This window comes from Naumannella huperziae (assembly GCF_054073625.1).
On the sequence record NZ_JBSXPH010000001.1, the window covers coordinates 2963721 to 2981034 of the forward strand.

General features: G+C 70.8%; 15 protein-coding genes. 4 read left to right on the forward strand and 11 right to left on the reverse strand.

Going from position 1 to position 17314, the window contains the following annotated elements:
- Positions 1–8 precede the first annotated feature (8 nt).
- The 4 genes from ACXDC7_RS14125 to mraZ all read right to left on the reverse strand — a co-directional run bounded on the left by ACXDC7_RS14125 (position 9) and on the right by mraZ (position 4081).
- Positions 9–1841 (reverse strand): peptidoglycan D,D-transpeptidase FtsI family protein, encoded by a 1833-nt coding sequence (locus tag ACXDC7_RS14125; RefSeq protein WP_179445833.1) that lies wholly within the window; start codon positions 1839–1841, stop codon positions 9–11.
- Positions 1838–2494 (reverse strand): hypothetical protein, encoded by a 657-nt coding sequence (locus ACXDC7_RS14130; RefSeq protein ID WP_459222494.1) that lies wholly within the window; start codon positions 2492–2494, stop codon positions 1838–1840. Before ACXDC7_RS14130 ends, ACXDC7_RS14125 begins: the two co-directional genes overlap by 4 nt.
- Positions 2491–3477: a 16S rRNA (cytosine(1402)-N(4))-methyltransferase RsmH gene (rsmH, locus tag ACXDC7_RS14135; protein WP_459222495.1), complete on the reverse strand. Its 987-nt coding sequence runs from the start codon at positions 3475–3477 to the stop codon at positions 2491–2493. The genes ACXDC7_RS14130 and rsmH overlap by 4 nt, the downstream gene beginning before the upstream one ends.
- Before the next feature lie 169 nt (positions 3478–3646).
- Entirely contained in the window at positions 3647–4081 is a 435-nt protein-coding gene (gene mraZ / locus ACXDC7_RS14140; protein ID WP_179445830.1) for a division/cell wall cluster transcriptional repressor MraZ, read from the reverse strand.
- A gap of 323 nt (positions 4082–4404) precedes the next feature.
- Between mraZ and ACXDC7_RS14145 the strand changes: the two genes are divergently transcribed.
- From ACXDC7_RS14145 to ACXDC7_RS14155, 3 genes are read left to right on the forward strand one after another with little or no spacing between them, the layout of a single operon-like run.
- Positions 4405–5325: an AAA family ATPase gene (locus tag ACXDC7_RS14145; protein WP_459222844.1), complete on the forward strand. Its 921-nt coding sequence runs from the start codon at positions 4405–4407 to the stop codon at positions 5323–5325.
- 48 nt (positions 5326–5373) lie between these two features.
- Entirely contained in the window at positions 5374–6654 is a 1281-nt protein-coding gene (locus tag ACXDC7_RS14150; RefSeq protein WP_179445829.1) for a DUF58 domain-containing protein, read from the forward strand.
- The gene (locus tag ACXDC7_RS14155) at positions 6654–8963 is read left to right on the forward strand and encodes a transglutaminase family protein (RefSeq protein WP_459222496.1); all 2310 of its coding nucleotides are present in this window, start codon (positions 6654–6656) and stop codon (positions 8961–8963) included. The genes ACXDC7_RS14150 and ACXDC7_RS14155 overlap by 1 nt, the downstream gene beginning before the upstream one ends.
- 385 nt (positions 8964–9348) lie before the next feature.
- On the opposite strand, the gene ACXDC7_RS14160 is transcribed toward ACXDC7_RS14155, so the two are convergent.
- Both ACXDC7_RS14160 and ACXDC7_RS14165 read right to left on the reverse strand, forming a co-directional pair.
- Positions 9349–9777 (reverse strand): DUF3040 domain-containing protein, encoded by a 429-nt coding sequence (locus ACXDC7_RS14160; protein ID WP_179445827.1) that lies wholly within the window; start codon positions 9775–9777, stop codon positions 9349–9351.
- A gap of 142 nt (positions 9778–9919) precedes the next feature.
- Positions 9920–10606, reverse strand: a complete 687-nt coding sequence (locus ACXDC7_RS14165; protein ID WP_459222497.1) for a class I SAM-dependent methyltransferase — start codon at positions 10604–10606, stop codon at positions 9920–9922.
- A gap of 369 nt (positions 10607–10975) precedes the next feature.
- Between ACXDC7_RS14165 and ACXDC7_RS14170 the strand changes: the two genes are divergently transcribed.
- Positions 10976–12007, forward strand: a complete 1032-nt coding sequence (locus ACXDC7_RS14170) for a DUF418 domain-containing protein (protein WP_459222498.1) — start codon at positions 10976–10978, stop codon at positions 12005–12007.
- 27 nt (positions 12008–12034) lie between these two features.
- Here the strand turns inward: ACXDC7_RS14170 and ACXDC7_RS14175 are convergent, their stop codons facing one another.
- The 5 genes from ACXDC7_RS14175 to aceA form a co-directional block, all read right to left on the reverse strand.
- Positions 12035–12565 carry a hypothetical protein gene (locus ACXDC7_RS14175; RefSeq protein WP_459222499.1) on the reverse strand — a complete coding sequence of 177 codons (531 nt, stop codon included), beginning with the start codon at positions 12563–12565 and terminating at the stop codon, positions 12035–12037.
- A gap of 109 nt (positions 12566–12674) precedes the next feature.
- Positions 12675–13727, reverse strand: a complete 1053-nt coding sequence (locus tag ACXDC7_RS14180; protein ID WP_459222500.1) for an aminotransferase class V-fold PLP-dependent enzyme — start codon at positions 13725–13727, stop codon at positions 12675–12677.
- A gap of 28 nt (positions 13728–13755) precedes the next feature.
- On the reverse strand, positions 13756–14181 hold the full coding sequence (locus ACXDC7_RS14185; RefSeq protein ID WP_459222501.1) for a CBS domain-containing protein: 426 nt from the start codon (positions 14179–14181) through the stop codon (positions 13756–13758).
- 85 nt (positions 14182–14266) lie between these two features.
- The gene (aceB, locus tag ACXDC7_RS14190; protein WP_459222502.1) at positions 14267–15898 is read right to left on the reverse strand and encodes a malate synthase A; all 1632 of its coding nucleotides are present in this window, start codon (positions 15896–15898) and stop codon (positions 14267–14269) included.
- A gap of 59 nt (positions 15899–15957) precedes the next feature.
- The gene (gene aceA, locus ACXDC7_RS14195) at positions 15958–17268 is read right to left on the reverse strand and encodes an isocitrate lyase (RefSeq protein WP_459222503.1); all 1311 of its coding nucleotides are present in this window, start codon (positions 17266–17268) and stop codon (positions 15958–15960) included.
- Positions 17269–17314: the final 46 nt, after the last annotated feature.

A 17314-nucleotide genomic window follows, 5' to 3' on the forward strand; every position in this document is an offset into this window, starting at 1 on the left:
CGGCCAACTCACCATTCGATGTCGGGATAGTCGACCTCGCGCTTCACCGGCGGGATCCCGTAGTGGGGCAACGCGTACTTCATGATGTCGACGAAGACCGGTCCGGCGTCGCTGGTGCCAGAACCTCGCCCGTCCTGCAGCACGACGTAGGTGAGCAGGGTCGGGTCCTGGGCGGGTGCGACGCCGACGAACGAGGTGGTGAAGGAGTCATAGCGCCCGGTCTTGGTGTTGAACTTCTGCGCCGTGCCCGTCTTGCCCGCGGTGGCGTACCCCGGAATCTCCAGGTTGCCCACACCCGTGTGCACGACCGAGCCCATCATCGACACGATCTGCTTCGAGGTTTCCTCCGAAACCACCCGGCGCGGCTGGCCGCGGTCGATCGGCACATCGCGACCATCCGGTCCGGTCGCCGACCTGATCAGGGTCGGGCTGTTGTAGACACCGCCGTTGACGATGCCGGCGACCGCCGCCGCCATCTGGATCGTGGTCGTGGAGTACGCCTGACCGAACGCGACCCGGTCGCTGGTCGCGCGCTTGCCGAAGGCGTCCTCGGCGGGCAGCGAGCCGGTCCCCTCGCCCGGCAGCTCGATCCCGGTGCGCCGGCCGATGCCGAAGTCGGCCAGGTACTTTCGGAGCACGCCCTCCTCCATCTGGCGCGAGATCAGCATCATGCCGAGATTGGACGACTTCACGAGTACGCCGCGCGCGGTCAGGTTGATCGTGCCGTGCTCGAAGTGATCGGTCACCCTCGATCCGCCCGACCGCAGGCTCGGCGGGATGATCAGCCTCGACTCCGAGGACACCGTGCCGCTGTCGATGGCGGCCGCCATGGTCAGCACCTTGCCGGTGGATCCGGGCTCGAAGGCGAAGTTGTTCGCCCGGTTGAACAGGTCGTCGGGGTTTGCCTCGCCCGGCCGGTTGGCGTCGAAACCCGGGGTGTTGGCCATCGCCAGCACCTCCCCGGTCTTGATGTTCATCACCACGGCCGCGCCCGAGCTCGCTCGCGTGTCGGCCATGCCCTGGGCGAGCCGGCGCTCGGTGGCGGCCTGCAGCGACGTGTCCAGGGTGAGCTGGTAGTCGATGCCGTCGACCGCCGGGACGGTGACATTGCGGCCGAGCGGGATGCGATAGCCCGAGGAGGACTCATAGGTCTCCTCGCCCGGCGTACCGGTCAGATTGTCGTTGGCCGTCATCTCGATGCCGGCCCGGCCCTCGCCCTCGGAATTGACGAAGCCGAGGACGGCCGCCGCGGTGGACTGTTCGGGGTAGAGCCGGATCGGGTCGGACTGCCGAAACACCCCGTAGATGCCGAGCTGGGTCAGCTCGTCGGCGATCTTGGCGTAGCTGGCGACCGGTACCTTGCGCGCGACGAAGGCGAACCGGGTGTTGGGCTTGGTCAGCGCCTCGCGATACTTCGCGGGTTCCGGATCGGTCAGGTGCCGCACCAAGACGTCGACGATCTCGTCGGCCCGGGTGGCCGTGAGGCTGGGATCGGCGGTGATGGCGACCGCCTCCTCGGTGGTCGCGAGCACCGTGCCGGATCGGTCCGTGATCTCGCCGCGGACGGCGGGCAGCTTGACCTTCGCGGTCAGTCGGCTCTCGTTCTTCGCCGCGTATGCCTGGGTGTCGAGCGCCTGGATCTGGATCAGCCGGCCCGCGCACAGCGAGACGACGATCGCCAGGGCGATCATCAGCACGCGCAACCGCTGCTGGGCCGAGCCGAGCGGGATCCGCAGCGGGCGCCGGCGCCGGGTTCCGCCGCGCCGGACGGGGCGCCGACCGCCGCGCGAGCGGCCGGCGGCCGGGCCGCGGCGGGTCCGCGAATCGGGGCGTCGCGTCATCGGTCTCCTCCTCGGGAATCGTCGGAGTTGCCTCGGTTGTTCGCCTCGTCGCCGCGGGCGCGGTCGCCCCGGGCATCGGTCGCGCCGTCGCGCCGCGCCTGGTCGCGGGCCCGCTCGGCCTGCTCGCGCTCGACGTCGGCCCGCCGCTGCGCCCGCGCCTTCTCCTCCGCGGCGATCCGCTTGTCGGCCTGCTCGGCCGCCTTGGCCCGCTCCTCCTGCTGGACGGTGGCGGGGTTGCGATCCAGGAATGCGCGCGGGTAGTCATCGCCCGCCGGCTTCGGGTCGCCGCTGATCTTGCCGTCCGGTAGCACCAGGAATGCCGTGTTGTCCCGAGGCCGCATGCCGAGATCGGACGCGCGCCGGGTGAGGTTGCGGGTCGAGCCCTGCTCGTCCAGCGCCGCGCGCAGCCCGGCCTCGGTGTAGGACAGGTCGCGGACCTCGGTGTTCAGCCGGTTCAGCTCGAACGCCTGGGCCTGGAGCGCGGTGTTCAGCAGCAGCAGCCCGCCCATCCCGATCCCGAGCAGGGCGGCGAGCACGGCCAGGAACGGGACCCGGGACAGCCGGCCCGCGGCCGGGCGGGCCACCGGCTCCAGCGGCGGCCGCCGGCGACCGGGGGTCGCGTCCGGCAGCAGCGTGTCGAGCAGTGCACTCATGCGGCAACCTCCTGCAGTTTCTCGACGGCGCGCAGCCGGGCGGACGCGGCCCGCGGATTGCCCGCGGTCTCGTCCTCGGCCGGCTGTTCGGCGCCACGGGTGAGCAGCCGCAGGCGCGGCCGCAGTTCGGATGCGGGCACCGGCAGGTGGCGCGGCGCGTCGGCGGTGGCGCCGGCGCGGAAGACTCGCTTGACCATCCGGTCCTCCAGCGAGTGGTAGGCCAGCACCGCCAGCCGCCCGCCGGGCCGGCCGGCGGCGGGCTCGGCCAGCGCGTCGACGGCGGCGGGAAGCGCCCGCGCCAGCGCATCCAGCTCGCCGTTCACCTCGATCCGCAGCGCCTGGAAGGTCCGCTTCGCGGGATGACCGGTACGCCGCCCGCGGCCCGGGCGGCCGGCGACGGCGCCGACCAGGTCGACGAGCCGGGCCGAGGTGTCGAACGGCTCGCTGGCCCGCGCCGCGACGATCGCACGAGCGAGCGGGCGCGCGGCGGGCTCCTCGCCGTAGGCCCGCAGCAGCCGGGCGAGGTCGGCCTCGGAGTAGGTGTTCAGGATGTCGGCGGCGGTGCGCGGGTCCCGGGCATCCATCCGCATGTCCAGCGGCGCGTCGACGGCATAGGCGAACCCGCGGTCGGCGGTGTCGATCTGCAGCGAGGACAGGCCGAGGTCCATGCAGATCGCCTGCACCCGCGGCGTACCGGCCTCGGCGAGCACGTCGGCCAGTTCGTCATAGACCGCCTGCACCAGGCGTACCCGGTCACCGAACGGAGCCAGCCGATCGGCGGCGAACGCGAGCGCATCGGCGTCACGGTCGATGCCGATCAGCCGGGCGCCGGGGTTGGCACGCAGCACGGCCTCGGCATGTCCGCCGAGGCCGAGGGTGCAGTCCAGATAGACGGAATCCGGTTCGGCCAGTGCGGGCGAGAGCAGTTCGGTGATCCGCGCGAGCATCACGGGCTCGTGTTGCGGCCCCGGCTGCTGCGACATCTCGACCCTCTCGCCAACCGCGCGTCCGACGTGTGTGCTTGCGGCCGCGCCGCGAGGTCCCAACCCGGAGGGCCTCGGGAAGGTCGCCTGGCATCGGGGAAGGGATGCCAGCCGACAGGCCCACCGGGTCAAGGCCGCGCGGCGCGGTCGTGCCCGATCCGTCCCGGGGTCAGCTCGCTGGCGCCCCGGGGAGTTCCTCGTTCATGGCGGCGAAGACGGGCTCCTGCTGCCCGGCGTACGCCTCCCATGCGGCGAGGTCCCAGACCTCGACCCGATTGATGGCGCCGGCGACCACGATGTCCTTGTCCAGCCCGGCGTAGTGCCGAAGCTGCGTCGGAACCGTGATCCGGCCCTGCTTGTCCGGGACCTCGTCGCTCGCCCCCGACGCCAGCATGCGCTGGTAGTCGCGGACCTGCTTGACCGTCCCGGGCGCCTGCGCCATCTCCTGGGTCATCGCCACGAACGTCGCCATCGGGTAGATCGCCAGGCACCGTTCCTGTGCGCGGGTGATCACCAGACCTTCGGCGAGTTCGTCGCGGTACTTCGCCGGGAGGAAGAAGCGGCCCTTCTCGTCCAGCTTCGGGGTGTACGTGCCAAGGAACATCGCACCTCCCCGGGCCGCCGATCAGCTCCGCTCTCCTCCACTGCGCTCCACTGTACTCCACTTTCCTCCACTCAATGCAAGTACCGCCCCACTTCTCCCCACCGCGTGTCCGTTCGTCCGCGCGATCGCGGACCGATGAACGCGGTCGGGAGAACGGGTGGGCCGGGAATCGTTGTCCCGCCGTGACCTCACGTACAGTGGCCCGGGCGCCGACACCGGGACGGCGCCCCATTCAGCAGTCGGCACAGCACGGAGGAAACGTGAACACCACCTATGAGGCCGGGCGCGCGGCGGCGCCCCCGCTGGAGCACGTGGGCGAGGTCATGGGTCGGGTCCGCGACGCGATCGAGAGCGTCATCGAGGGCAAGAGCGAATCGGTCAATCTGGCCCTGGTGGTGCTGCTGGCCGAGGGGCACCTGCTGGTCGAGGACGTCCCCGGCGTGGGCAAGACCATGCTGGCGAAGGCGATCGGCCGCTCGATCGACAGCTCGGTACGCCGCGTGCAGTTCACCCCGGACCTGCTGCCCTCCGACATCACCGGCGTCTCGGTGTTCAACCAGGAGACCCGCGACTTCGAGTTCAAGCCCGGCGGCATCTTCGCCAACATCGTGGTCGGCGACGAGATCAACCGCGCTTCGCCGAAGACGCAGTCCGCCCTGCTGGAGTCGATGGAGGAGCGGCAGGTCTCGGTCGACGGCACGACCTACCGGCTGCAACTGCCATTCATGGTGGTGGCCACCCAGAACCCGATCGAGATGGAGGGCACCTATCCCCTCCCCGAGGCCCAGCGCGACCGCTTCATGGCCCGCATCGAGATGGGCTATCCGACGCCGAAGTCGGAGCTGGACATGCTGGAATCGCACGGCGCCTCGGACCCGCTGCGGGCCCTGCAGCCGGTGACGGACGCGCGTACCGTGCTCGGCCTGATCCAGGCCGTCAAGGACGTCTACGTGGCGCCGGCGATCAAGGAATACATCGTCGCGGTGATCAACTCGACCCGGAACACCCCGGACCTGCGGCTCGGGGCATCGCCCCGCGCCACCTTGCAGTTGCTCCGCGCCTCGCGCGCCTATGCGGCCCTGGCCGGCCGCGACTATGTCAGCCCCGACGACATCGCCGCGTTGGCGGTGCCCGTGCTGTCCCACCGCGTCCTGCCCTCGACCGACGCGCAGTTGGCTCGTCGCGCCGTCGGCGATGTGGTCGCCGAGCGGCTCCGGTCCGTCCCGATCCCGCAGGCGAACTGACCCCAGGCCCGCCGGCCGGTCCCGCAACTCCGCAACCAGAAAGACCTCATGCGCAATCCGTGGCGACTGATCACCGCCCGCGGCAAGCTGTTGGCGCTCATCGGCGCCATCACCGTGCTCGCGGCGATGCTGTTCGGCCAGCGCGACCTGCTCTGGGTCGGGCTGTTCCTGATCTTCTTGCCGCTGATCGCGTGGTTGATCATCGGGCGCAGCCGGCTGCGTCTCGCCGCGCAGCGCGAGCTGTACCCCTCCGAGGTCGCCATCGGCGACCCGATGACCGGTGAGATCGCCGTTTCGAAGCGCAGCCGGCTACCCCAGGGTGTGTTGCTGTTCGCCGATCATGTGCCCAGCGAGTTGGGCCGATCGCCGCAGTTCCTGATCTCCGACCTCGACCCGCACTGGCAGCACGACGTGACCTATCCGCTCACCGCACGCAGCCGCGGCCGGTTCCGGACGGGCCCGCTGCTGGTCCGCAGCACCGATCCGCTCGGCATGGTCACCCACGACCGCCAGTTCACCGCGACGACCGAGGTGATGGTGATGCCGCGCATCCATCCGCTGGGCCCGATGCGGGTCTCCGGTTCGGGCTCCAACACGGGCGAGAGCCGGCCGCAGACGGTCGGCACGCTCGGGCCGGACGATGTGATGATCCGCGAGTACCGCGCCGGCGACGATGTCCGACGGATCCACTGGCCGAGCACCGCGCGCCGCGGCGACGTGATGGTCCGCCGCGAGGAGCAGGCCTGGGATCCCAGCGCGACGATCATCCTGGACTCGCGCTCCGAGGCCCATGTCGGCGCCGGTCCGGATGCATCCCTGGAGTGGGCCGTGTCGGCGGCGGCGTCCATCGCACAGTACTTCCTTGATCAGCGCTACGCCGTCGATCTCTACCACGCCGACGGCGCGGTCACCCGCGCCGAGTCGCCCGACGGGCACCAGCTCTCCTCGCGCCAGGTGTTGATGCATGCCCTCACCGATCTGCGGGCCAGCCGTCAGCCGACGATGTCCAAGGCACTCGAGGCGGAACTGGCCGGCCAGTCCGGTGAGTTGCTGGTCGCCATCTGCGGGCTGCTCACCCCGGCCGACGCCGAGGTGCTGCTGCGGGCCCGGCGTACCCGCTCCCAGGCGATGGCGCTGGTCGCGGACGTGCCCGGCTGGGTGCTCGGCCCGGATGACGAGCCGATCGCGGTGAACGAGACCCAACGCAATGCCCACCGCGACGCGGTACGGATCCTGCGTGATCACCAGTGGCGGGTGGTCGAGGTGCCACGCGACAAGGCCCTGCCGCTGGCGTGGCGCGAGCTCGACCTGATGGGGGCGCTGATCTGATGACGATCGATTCCCCGCCCGCCCCCGTGCGCCGGGCCGACGATCCCCGGCCCGATCCGCGACCGGCCCCCGTGGCCGCCGCCCGTCGGCTGCTGCCGAGCGATCGGTACGCCATCGCCGTGTTCGCCGCCATGGTGCTGGCCAGCGTGCCGCTGCTCAGCCTGACCGTCGATCCGGCCTTCCTCTGGCTCGGCACCGCGCTGGCTGGTGTGCTCTGCCTGGCCGGGCTGATCGCCCGCCGCTTCGAGCTCGACCCGTTGATCATCCTCGGCGGCCAGGTGCTGTTGCTGGCGATCTTCGTGTTCGCGATCGCGGTCACGGCCGGCAATTCCGATCTCGGTGTGTTCGCCCGCCTGCCCGATCTGTACTCCCAGGGCATCCAGCACATGGCCAGCCAGCCGGTCCCGATGGAGCCCTCGGCCGGGGTCACGCTGCTCTTCGTGACCATGATCGGCGCGATCACGATCATGACCGATCACTTCGTCGAGACCGTGCAGCGCCCGGTCGCCACCCTGGGCCCGCTGATCACGCCGTATCTGATCACCGCTCTGGTGCCGACGCTGTCGGCGCCGTGGTGGGCGTTCGTCTCGATGGCGGCCGGCTACCTGCTGATACTGGTCGCCGAGGGCATGAACGGCGCCGAGTCCTGGACCCGTGGGATCAGCACGGACTCCGGCGGCCGGACGACCATCGGCCCCATCGCCTGGCAGCTCGCCGCCCTGGTGGGGATTCCGGCGATCGTGCTCGCCCTGGTGGCGGCGATGGCGTTGCCGGTACGCGATGCCGGCGGCAACTGGACGCTCGCCCCGCCGCGCGGCGACGCCGGGCCGCTGCAGCTCAACGACCCGTCGCAGGACCTCAAGCGCAACCTGACCCAACCCGAGGACCGGGTGGTGATGGTCTACCAGACGACGGCGAGCGACCCGGAGTACCTGCGGATGGCGACCCTGCCTCGGTTCGACTCGCAGGGCTTCTCCGGCATCCCGATCCAACTGAACTCGGGCAACGACCTGCCGCCCCCGCCGGGCGTCGCCGACGTGCCGGACCCGAGCGTGCAGACGTCGATCCAGATCGGCGAGCTGAACTCGATGTACCTGCCGCTGCCCTATCCGACCGACCGGTTCGAGGCGCCCGGACGATGGGCCTATGACCCGAACTCGTTGACCGTGTTGTCGAACGGCGACAACCGGGAGGCCGCCACGGCGAATCTGCAGTACACCGTGACCAGCTATCCCGTCGAGCCCGACGGAGCCGGGCTGGCGGCGGCCGAGGCGGGAATGCCCGCCGACTTCCAGGTCAGTGGCGAGGTGCCGGCCGACCTGCCGCCGGAGCTGATCGAGCTGACCAACCGGGTGGTGGGCGACGCGCCGACGCCGGCCCTCAAGGCCGCGGCGATCCAGGCGTACCTGCGCTCGGACGAGTTCACCTACTCGCTCGAACCGTCGGACTCCGACGGCTACGACGCGCTGACCCAGTTCCTGTTGGAGGACAAGCGCGGATTCTGCGTGCAGTTCGCCGGCTCGATGGCGATGATGGCGCGGGTTGCCGGCATCCCCAGCCGGATGGCCATCGGCTTCCTGCCGGGCACCAAGGCCGGCGACAGTTGGGAGGTCACGGTACGCAACATGCACGCGTGGCCGGAGCTGTACTTCGAGGACTACGGGTGGGTCCGCTTCGAGCCGACCCCGGGCGTCGCCGCCCCGCCGCCGTGGTCGCTGACCAGCAACGAGGGCGAGGGCGAGGAGCCCGACGAGCCGTCGGCGACCCCGATCCCCGAGCCGGCGCCCGAGCCGACCACCTCGGCCTCGCCGGTGCCCGTCCCCACTCCGGAGGACGAGGTCGGCATCCGCGACGACCTGGCACTGATTGCCCAGCGGGTGGCCGCAGCCGCCGGCGTGGTGCTGGTGCTCGGGCTGCTCGCCGCACTGCCGGCCATCGTGCGACGGCGGCGCAAGGGGATACGGATGTCGGCGGAGGGTACGCCGAGCGAGCGCGTCGAGGATGCCTGGACCGAGGTCCGCGATCTGGTGGTCGATCACGGCCACGACTGGCCGAGCAGTTCGCCCCGCGACACGGGCGCCCGGATCGCGCAGAAGCTCGACGACGGGCCCGGGCAGGCCATGCAGCGACTGTCGGTGCTGGTGGAACGGGCCCGGTTCTCCCGTGACTACCGCAATACCGACGACCCGCGCCCGCTGGTCAAGCGCGTGGAGCAGGGCCTGCAGGCCAAGGAGGACGGCCGGCTCGGCCGGCTCGCGGCGCGCTACTGGCCGCGATCGGTCTGGCACAACTTCAACCGGCGCCGCTGACCGACGCCGATTCGCCAGGGCCGCCGGTTCACCCCGCGGTTGCCGGTTCCACCCGCGCCTGCCGATTCACCCCGCGCCTGCCGACCCAACTCGCGGCTGCACGCGCACGACGCCATCCGCGAACCCAACCGGCACACGCGAACCGAGTATCGCCCGCGCCTGCCGACCCACCCCGCGGCTGCCGACCCACCCCGCGGCTGCACGCTCACTACTCCATCCGCGAACCCAACCGGCACACGCGAACCGAGTATCGCCCGCGCCTGCCGACTCACCCCGCGCCTGCCGACTCACCCCGCGGCTGCCGGTTCAGCCCGCGTCTATCACCCAGGACGCGCGAGGGCCCGGCGGGTGAAATCCCGCCGGGCCCTCGCGACTTACGTGTGGTTCAGAAGCCCTCGTCCTGGCGTCGCCGCCAGCGCTCCTCCATCCGGTCCATGAAGTTCTTGCTCTCACCGGCGCGGCGGTGACGCGTCCGGCCGCCCGGATCGGTCCGCGCCCCCATCGGCTTGCGCGGGTCCGACGGCTCGGGCCCCCGCGAACGCACCCGCCCGGCTCCGTTCCAGGACGAGATCGCGACGACCGTCGCGACCAGCATCAGCACGAATCCGGCGACGCTCAGGACCGGGTGGACCTCCATGCCACCGATCAACATGCCGAGTCCCGCGACGAATCCGATGCCGGCCAATGTTGCCCGCCGGCGGTGCAGGCGCCGCTGCGTGCTGCCCCGCATGGCGTTGGCCAGCTTGGGGTCCTCAGCCGCCAGCGCAGCCTCCATCTGGTCGAGCAGTCGTTGCTCTTCCTCTGAGAGGGCCACTGTCACCTCCCGAATCCGTCCGTCGAAACCTCGTGGGTGTCGATGATCCTTGGTGTCGACAGTCTAGTTGCGCCGGGGGGTGAAAGAAACCCGCAGCCGGGGCCGTTCACCGACCCTCTCGATGGGTACGCCGAAGCCGCCGTCAGGGTGTTCCGGCCGCCGTGGCGTACAGGTGTAGCCGCGGCGCTGCGGCCAACAGGCCCGGGTCGGCGGCGAAGGCACGCTCGAGGTCGAGAATCGCGCCGCCCCGGCCCTCGCCTACCTCGTCGGAGATCTGGCCGGCGGCGAGGCCGAGCCCGTGCGCCTCGCGGATCTCGAAGCCGGCCCCGGCCAGCAACTCGCGCGCCCGCACCGGGTCGAGCATGGTCGGGTCCTGCCAGGTTGCCCGCGCCCTGGCGAAGTCTCCCGCGGCGGCGTGCGCGAGCGCCCTCGGGTAGCGCTGGGCCGTGACCAGGCTGAGGGCACCGCCCGGGCGCAACACGGTCGCGATGCCGGTCAACGTCGCGGCGCGGTCCGACACCAGCTCGAGCACCTCGTGGCAGAGCACGAGATCGGCGGCGCCCGGTCCAAGATCGCCCACCAGAGTGGTGCTGTCGCCCTGGCGCCCGGTGAGCCGGTCACCGACCCCGAGCTCGGCGGCGCGGCGCTGCACGGCGGCCAGTGCGTCGGGGCTCGGGTCGATCACGGTCACACGATGGCCGAGCCCGGCCAACGTCCCCGCGAGACCGCCGGTGCCGCCACCGAGGTCGACGACATCGTTCGGCCTCGCGCCCAGCCTGGCCGTCAGCGCGTCGACCAGCACGCGCTGGGCGGCACCTGCTCCCCGCATCGTGCCCTCCTCACGCCGCGACCGGCACCTGTCGGGTCACGCGAGGTGCGCATCCCGGCCTGGGGTCGAGCGTAGTGGTCGGTACGCGGACGCGCCGCGCGGATCGGGAATGCCCCGACGCCCCCGGGGGTCGAGGCCGGGAGCGTCGGGACAAGCCCCGGTTCGATCGCCTGCGAGCGGTCCTTCCCCAAGTCCGCATCGAACAGTTGTTCGAACACGGACCACTATAGACGCGACCTCCGACAATCGGTCAACAGCGCCACACCGGGCCGCGGTCCGACCCGCCGCCGACCGGCACTCCCGTGGGCCGACCCGCCGGGCCACCCTCGGCCGATGGTGCGACGCGACACCTGCGGGCATCGTGTGCGCGTGCCCTCCTCTGCCTCCACCCCGCCCCGGATCGCGCTGCTCGATGTCGCTCGCGGCTTCGCGCTGTGCGGCATCATCTTCGTCAACGCGCCGACCGTACTGGCCCGGTTCCATGATCAAGACCTCTACTGGCGGCTCGCCGACATTCCCGCCGAGGCGGTGCTGCAGGTCTTCGTGCAGCAGCGGTTCTTCCCGATCTTCTCGTTGCTGTTCGGGATCGGCTTCGGGATGATCTGGGGCTCCGCGAGACGGCGTACCGACCGTCCACGGCTCGCGCTGCTGCGGCGGATCGGAATGCTGGCGGCTCTCGGGGCACTGCACCAGATCATCCAGCCGGGCGAGGCGCTGCTGCCGTACGCCATCGCCGCGCTGTTCTTCCTGCTCCCGGCAACCTTCCTGCGCGCCCGGCTGCGCTGGGTACCGATCGTGGCCGGAGCCGTGCTGACGGTCGCCGGCGCGCTGTCCGGGGGGATGGCCCTGATCCCGGGCCTCTTCCTGCTCGGCTTCGGACTGGCGGGCTGTCGCGTGCCCGAACGGCTGACCGGGGCACGTGCGGGCGTGGTGGCCGCGGCGCTGGCGCTGATCATCGCGGGGATCAGCGCTCCTGCCGTGATCATGCTGCTCTCCGACCCGTCGCAGATCGCGCTCTGGCCGTTCGCCTCGGTCCTCGGCCTGGTGATGGCGGCCGGCTACCTGGCTGCGCTGGTCGCGCTGCTGGCCACTCCCCTCTCCGGCGCCCTGCGCGCGATCTTCGCTCCGCTCGGCCGGATGGCGCTGACCAACTACATCGGGGCATCCCTCGTCCTGATGCTCGTCGCACTCACTCTCACCGAGCCCTTGGGCATCGACGACAGCCAGGCCGGGCGGGTCCGCCTGATCATCGTCTGCGCAGGGATCCTGTTGGCTCAGTTGATCATCAGCACCCTGTGGTTGCGCGCATTCGGCCAGGGCCCGCTGGAGCGGGCGTGGCGGCGATTCACCTGGTGGGAGGCCCGACCGCGCACCGCAGGTCGGCAGCCGTCGTCGAGCTGAGCAGGTCCCTCGGCGTACCGGTGAAGATCAGTTCTCCGCCTGCGCTGTCGGCGCCACTCGCTCAGCCGACAGTGCCAGCCCCTCCATCGTCGCGGCCGCATCGCGGAGCAGCCCGGGCGCGAGCCTGCGATGCACCGGCGCCAGGCACGACCAGCGGGATCGGCCGCGCCGGTCGCGGTAGCTGATCAAGGTGGTCAACGACACGCTGCCGCGGCACCCGTCGGTCGGTCCCGGTGCGCCCTGCCGATCCGGCGCGACCTCCACCAACAGGCGACAACTGACCAGGTCCGAGGCATCGGCCAGCCAGATCCGACGCGCCCCCTCCGCCCGCTCGATCCGGGCCACCGCAACGCGCTCACCGCCGAGCACCGTACCCACGGGCATCCCCAGTACACCGCGGAAGATCACCGTCTGACCGGGATCGGCAGCGTCGCCGAACATCGCCTGGGCCCAGGCCCGCGGATCCTCCGGTCGGGTCGTTCGGATCCTGAATCGATCGGCGTAGTCGACCTGCTCGGCGCCCTGGAGCGCGAGCTCGGCCAGCGTTTGGACGCCCACGTCGGCTGCTTGACGACCCCGACGAGATCGAGGCCCGCTCCACGGCAGCCTTCGCCATCGCGATCGGCCAGCACTTCATGGCGGCCCGGGGAATCGGTAGGCCCCGGGCTCACTCGCGCACGAACGGTCCCAGCACCTCGACCGCCCGGGCCACGTCGTCGGCGTCGTTGTTGACGTGGAACGACACCCGCAACCGCCCGGCACGCATTGCGGCCTGGATCCCGGCCGCGGCGGCGGCCTCGGCCGTGCCGGGTGCGACCGGGACGCTGACGATGGCCGACCCCGCCGGCGGGCGACCGAGCGCGGCGAGGAAGTCGTCGGCGAGCCCGACGTCGTGGGCGTGGATCTGCTCGATGCCCAGGCCGAGCAGGAAGTCCAGGGACTCCTCGAGCCCGACCCAGCTGTGCCAGGCCGGCGAGGCGTCGTAGGCGCGCGCGGTGTCGGCCAGTCGCAGCGGCGCCCCGTAGATCGAGTTCCATACGTCCGCGTTGCCGAACCAGCTCGCCCCGTGCGGGATCGCCTCTCCGAAGTGCTCCGGCGCCATGGTCAACATCGCGCACCCGCGGGGAGCGAGCAGCCACTTGTACGCCGCGCAGACCGTGTAGTCGAAGCGCCCCGCGTCGATCGGCAACCAACCGGCCGCCTGGGTGAGATCGATCAGGGTCCGCGCGCCGTGCTCGCGGGCGGCCGCCTCGATCGCGTCGAGATCGGCCAGCGCCCCGTCGGCCGACTGGACGGCCGCCACCGCGACCAGCGTGGTGCCGGGCCCGATCTCGCCGGGCAGGTCGGCGAGCGGCACGTCACGGACCCGCACCCCACGCCGCTCCTGGGCGAGGAACGGGAACATCACGCTGGTGAAGTCCCCGCTGGCCAACAACACCTGCGCATCATCGGGCAGCCCGGCCGCCACGATGCCGGCGAGCACGCTGACCTGGGATCCGATGGCCACCCGGTCCGCGTCCACTCCGACCAGTTCGGCGTACCGCTCGCGGGCGTGCTGGACCGGGGCATCGAAGTCGGGGGCATTGTCCAGGCCGTGCGACCAGCGCTCGACGGCCGCCGCCACGGCGTCGACGGTACGCCGGGGCGGCAGCGCCAGCGAAGCCGTGTTCAGGTAGGTCCCCGCAGGGCTGAACTCCGCACGCACGCTCGCGATCGTCATGATCACGAATCTAGCGCGAGCGGGCCGGTCAGCTCTGGATGTAGTCGACCAACTGCTCGCGCTCGGTCTGCAACTCGTCGATCCGGTGCTTGACGATGTCGCCGATCGACACGATCGCGGCCAGCCCGCCGTCGGCGATCACCGGCAGGTGCCGGAACCGGCCGTCGGTCATCGTCCGCGCGACGACCTCAAGATCATCGTCGGGGGAACAGGTCTGCACGTCAGCGGTCATGATCGAACTGATCGGTCGGCCCAACAGGTCGGGGCCGTCGGTGAGCGCGCGCACGACATCACGCTCGCTGACGATGCCGTCGACGCTGCTCCCGTCCTCGCTGACCACCACCGCGCCGATGCCGTGCTCGGCAAGCAGATCGACCAGGGCCGCGATGTCGGAATCGGGTCGCGCGGTGACCACCTCCGCGCCCTTGCGGTCGATCACGTCATGGATGCGCATACTCGACGATAACTGCGCCAGCGCCCCGACACCAGAGCACGGCGAACGGCGGCCCCGATACCGGGACCGCCGTTCGTCGGGGGAATCAGACCGCGACCGCGAAATCCTCGCGGTGCGCGTGCGGCTGCTTGGCCCGGCACAGGTAGCGCGCATAGCCCGGCACGGTGAGGAAGGTGGCGTAGTCCTCGCCGAGCACGACCTCGCTGAACAGCTCGCGGGCGAGGTCGAACTTGTCCCCCTCGAACCGCTCCAGCCCGGCGAACTCCTCGTCAATGACGGCCTCGACCCACTGCGCGGTGATCGGCGTACCGTCACTGGTCTGCGAACCGGCGTTGATCCACTGCCACAACTGCGAGCGCGAGATCTCGGCGGTAGCTGCGTCCTCCATCAGGTTGTGGATCGCCACGGCGCCGTTGCCCCGTAGCCACGCCTCGAGGTAGCGAATGCCGACCTCGACATTGGTCCGCACGCCCGCCTCGGTGATCTCACCCGGCGTCGACTCGATGTCGATCAGCGCCCGATCGTCCGGGGTGACATCCTCGCGCAGCCGGTTGACCTGGTTCTCCCGGTCACCCAGCACCTCGTCGAATGCCGCCCGAGCGGTCTCGATCAGATCGGGGTGCGCCACCCAGGAGCCGTCGAATCCGTCACCGGCCTCGCGCTTCTTGTCCTCGGCGACCTTGGTCAGCGCCTGCTCGGTTGCCTCCGGATCCTTGCGATTCGGGATGAAGGCGGCCATCCCGCCGATGGCGTGCGCGCCTCGCCGGTGGCAGGCCCGGACGAGTTGCTCGGTATAGGCCCGCATGAACGGGGCGGTCATCGTCACGTCCTGGCGATCCGGCAACACGAACCGCGGGCCGCGGGAGCGGAAGTTCTTGATCACGCTGAAGATGTAGTCCCAGCGGCCCGCGTTCAGGCCGGCGCTGTGCTCCTTCAGCTCGTACAAGATCTCCTCCATCTCGAACGCCGCGGTGATTGTCTCGATCAACACGGTGGCCCGGATGGTGCCCTGCTCGATGCCCAACAGGTCCTGCGCGAGGATGAAGATGTCGTTCCACAACCGGGCCTCGAGGTGCCCCTCCAGCTTGGGCAGGTAGAAGTACGGTCCCGCGCCGTTGGCGATCAACTGCTTGGCGTTGTGGAAGAAGTACAACCCGAAGTCGACCACACCGCCGGCCATCGGCACCCCGTCCACCAGCAGGTGCTTCTCGGCAAGATGCCAGCCGCGCGGCCGGACCACGATGGTTGGGGTCTCGGTCGCCGTGACGGCGTACTCCTTGCCCTCCGGCGAGGTGAACGCGATCTGGCCGTTGATCGCGTCGCGCAGGTTGACCTGCCCGTCGATCACATTCGCCCAGGCCGGGGTGTTGGCGTCCTCCAGGTCGGCGAGCCAGACCTTCGCACCGGAGTTCAGCGCGTTGATCGTCATCTTCCGGCTGGTCGGCCCGGTGATCTCCACCCGGCGATCCACCAGCCCCGGCGCCGGCGGCGCGACGTGCCAGGAATCGTCGTTGCGGATGTGCTCGGTCTCGGCCAGGAACCGCGGGTCGCGGCCGTTGCCGATCTCGGCGCGCCGGTCCCGGCGGGTCTGCAGCAGCTCCTGGCGCCGCCCGACCGAGAGGTCGTGCAGGGCGACCAGGAAGTCGAGCGCCTCCGGAGTCAGCACGCTGTCCTGGGCGGGCCCGTCGTCGCGGGTGACGGTGATGCGGTCGTTCATGATCAATCTCCTCGGGAAGTTGACCACCGGCGGGCCCGGACGGGCCCGCCGGTCGCCGGTCAGTGGAACTGGGCGCTCTCGGTGGAGCCGGTCAACGCCTGGGTGGAGCCGTTGGGGTTCACGGCCTGGGAGACCAGGTCGAACCAACCGGTGCCGACCTCGCGCTGGTGCTTGGTGGCCGTGTAGCCGCGCTCCTCGGAGCCGAACTCGCGCTCCTGCAGGTCCACGTAGGCGCTCATTCCCTCGCGGGCGTAGCCGTGGGCGAGATCGAACATCGAGTAGTTCAGCGCGTGGAAGCCGGCCAGCGTGATGAACTGGAACGCATAGCCCATCGCGCCCAGCTCCTTCTGGAACTTCGCGATCGTCGCGTCGTCCAGGTTGGCCTTCCAGTTGAACGACGGCGAGCAGTTGTAGGACAGCATCTGGTCCGGGTACTCCGCCTTCACCGCCTCGGCGAACTTCCGCGCGAGCTCGAGATCGGGCGTACCGGTCTCCATCCAGATCAGGTCCGCGTACGGGGCGTACGCCTTCGCGCGCTCGATGCACGGCTCGATGCCGTTGGTCACCTTGTAGAAGCCCTCCGGCGTCCGCTCGCCGGTGATGAACTGCTGATCGCGCTCGTCGACGTCGGAGGTGATCAGGGTCGCCGCCTCCGCGTCGGTGCGGGCGATGATCACGCTCGGCACGCCGGCGACGTCCGCGGCCAGCCGCGCGGCGTTCAGGGTACGCACGTGCTGCCCGGTCGGGATCAGCACCTTGCCGCCCAGGTGGCCGCACTTCTTCTCCGAGGCGAGCTGGTCCTCCCAGTGCACGCCGGCCGCGCCGCTGATGATCATCGACTTCATCAGCTCGTAGGCGTTCAGCGGGCCGCCGAAGCCGGCCTCGGCGTCGGCGACGATCGGCACCAGCCAGTCCTCGACGCTCTGCTTGCCCTCGGAGAACTCGATCTGGTCGGCGCGCTGCAGCGCGTTGTTGATCCGCCGCACGACCGCCGGCACCGAGTTGGCCGGGTAGAGGCTCTGGTCGGGGTAGGTCTGGCCGGCGAGGTTGGCATCGGCCGCCACCTGCCAGCCCGACAGGTAGATGGCACGCAGGCCGGCCTTGACCTGCTGCACGGCCTGGTTGCCGGTGAGCGCGCCGAGGGCGTTGATGTACTCACCGTTCGGCGTGCCCTCGGTCAGCTCGCGCCACAGCTTCTCCGAGCCGCGGCGGGCCAGGGTGTGCTCCTCCGGCACGCGGCCGCGCAGGCGTACCACGTCCTCGACCGTGTAGTCGCGCTCCACACCCGCCCAACGAGGGTTGTTGGCCCAGTCGTGGGCCAGCGCTTCGGCGCTCATCGGCACATTGCTGGGGTTGGTGTTCTCCGACATCGGTCGCGACTCCTTCGTGGTCTCCCGGGCCGGGCTGCCCGTCGTG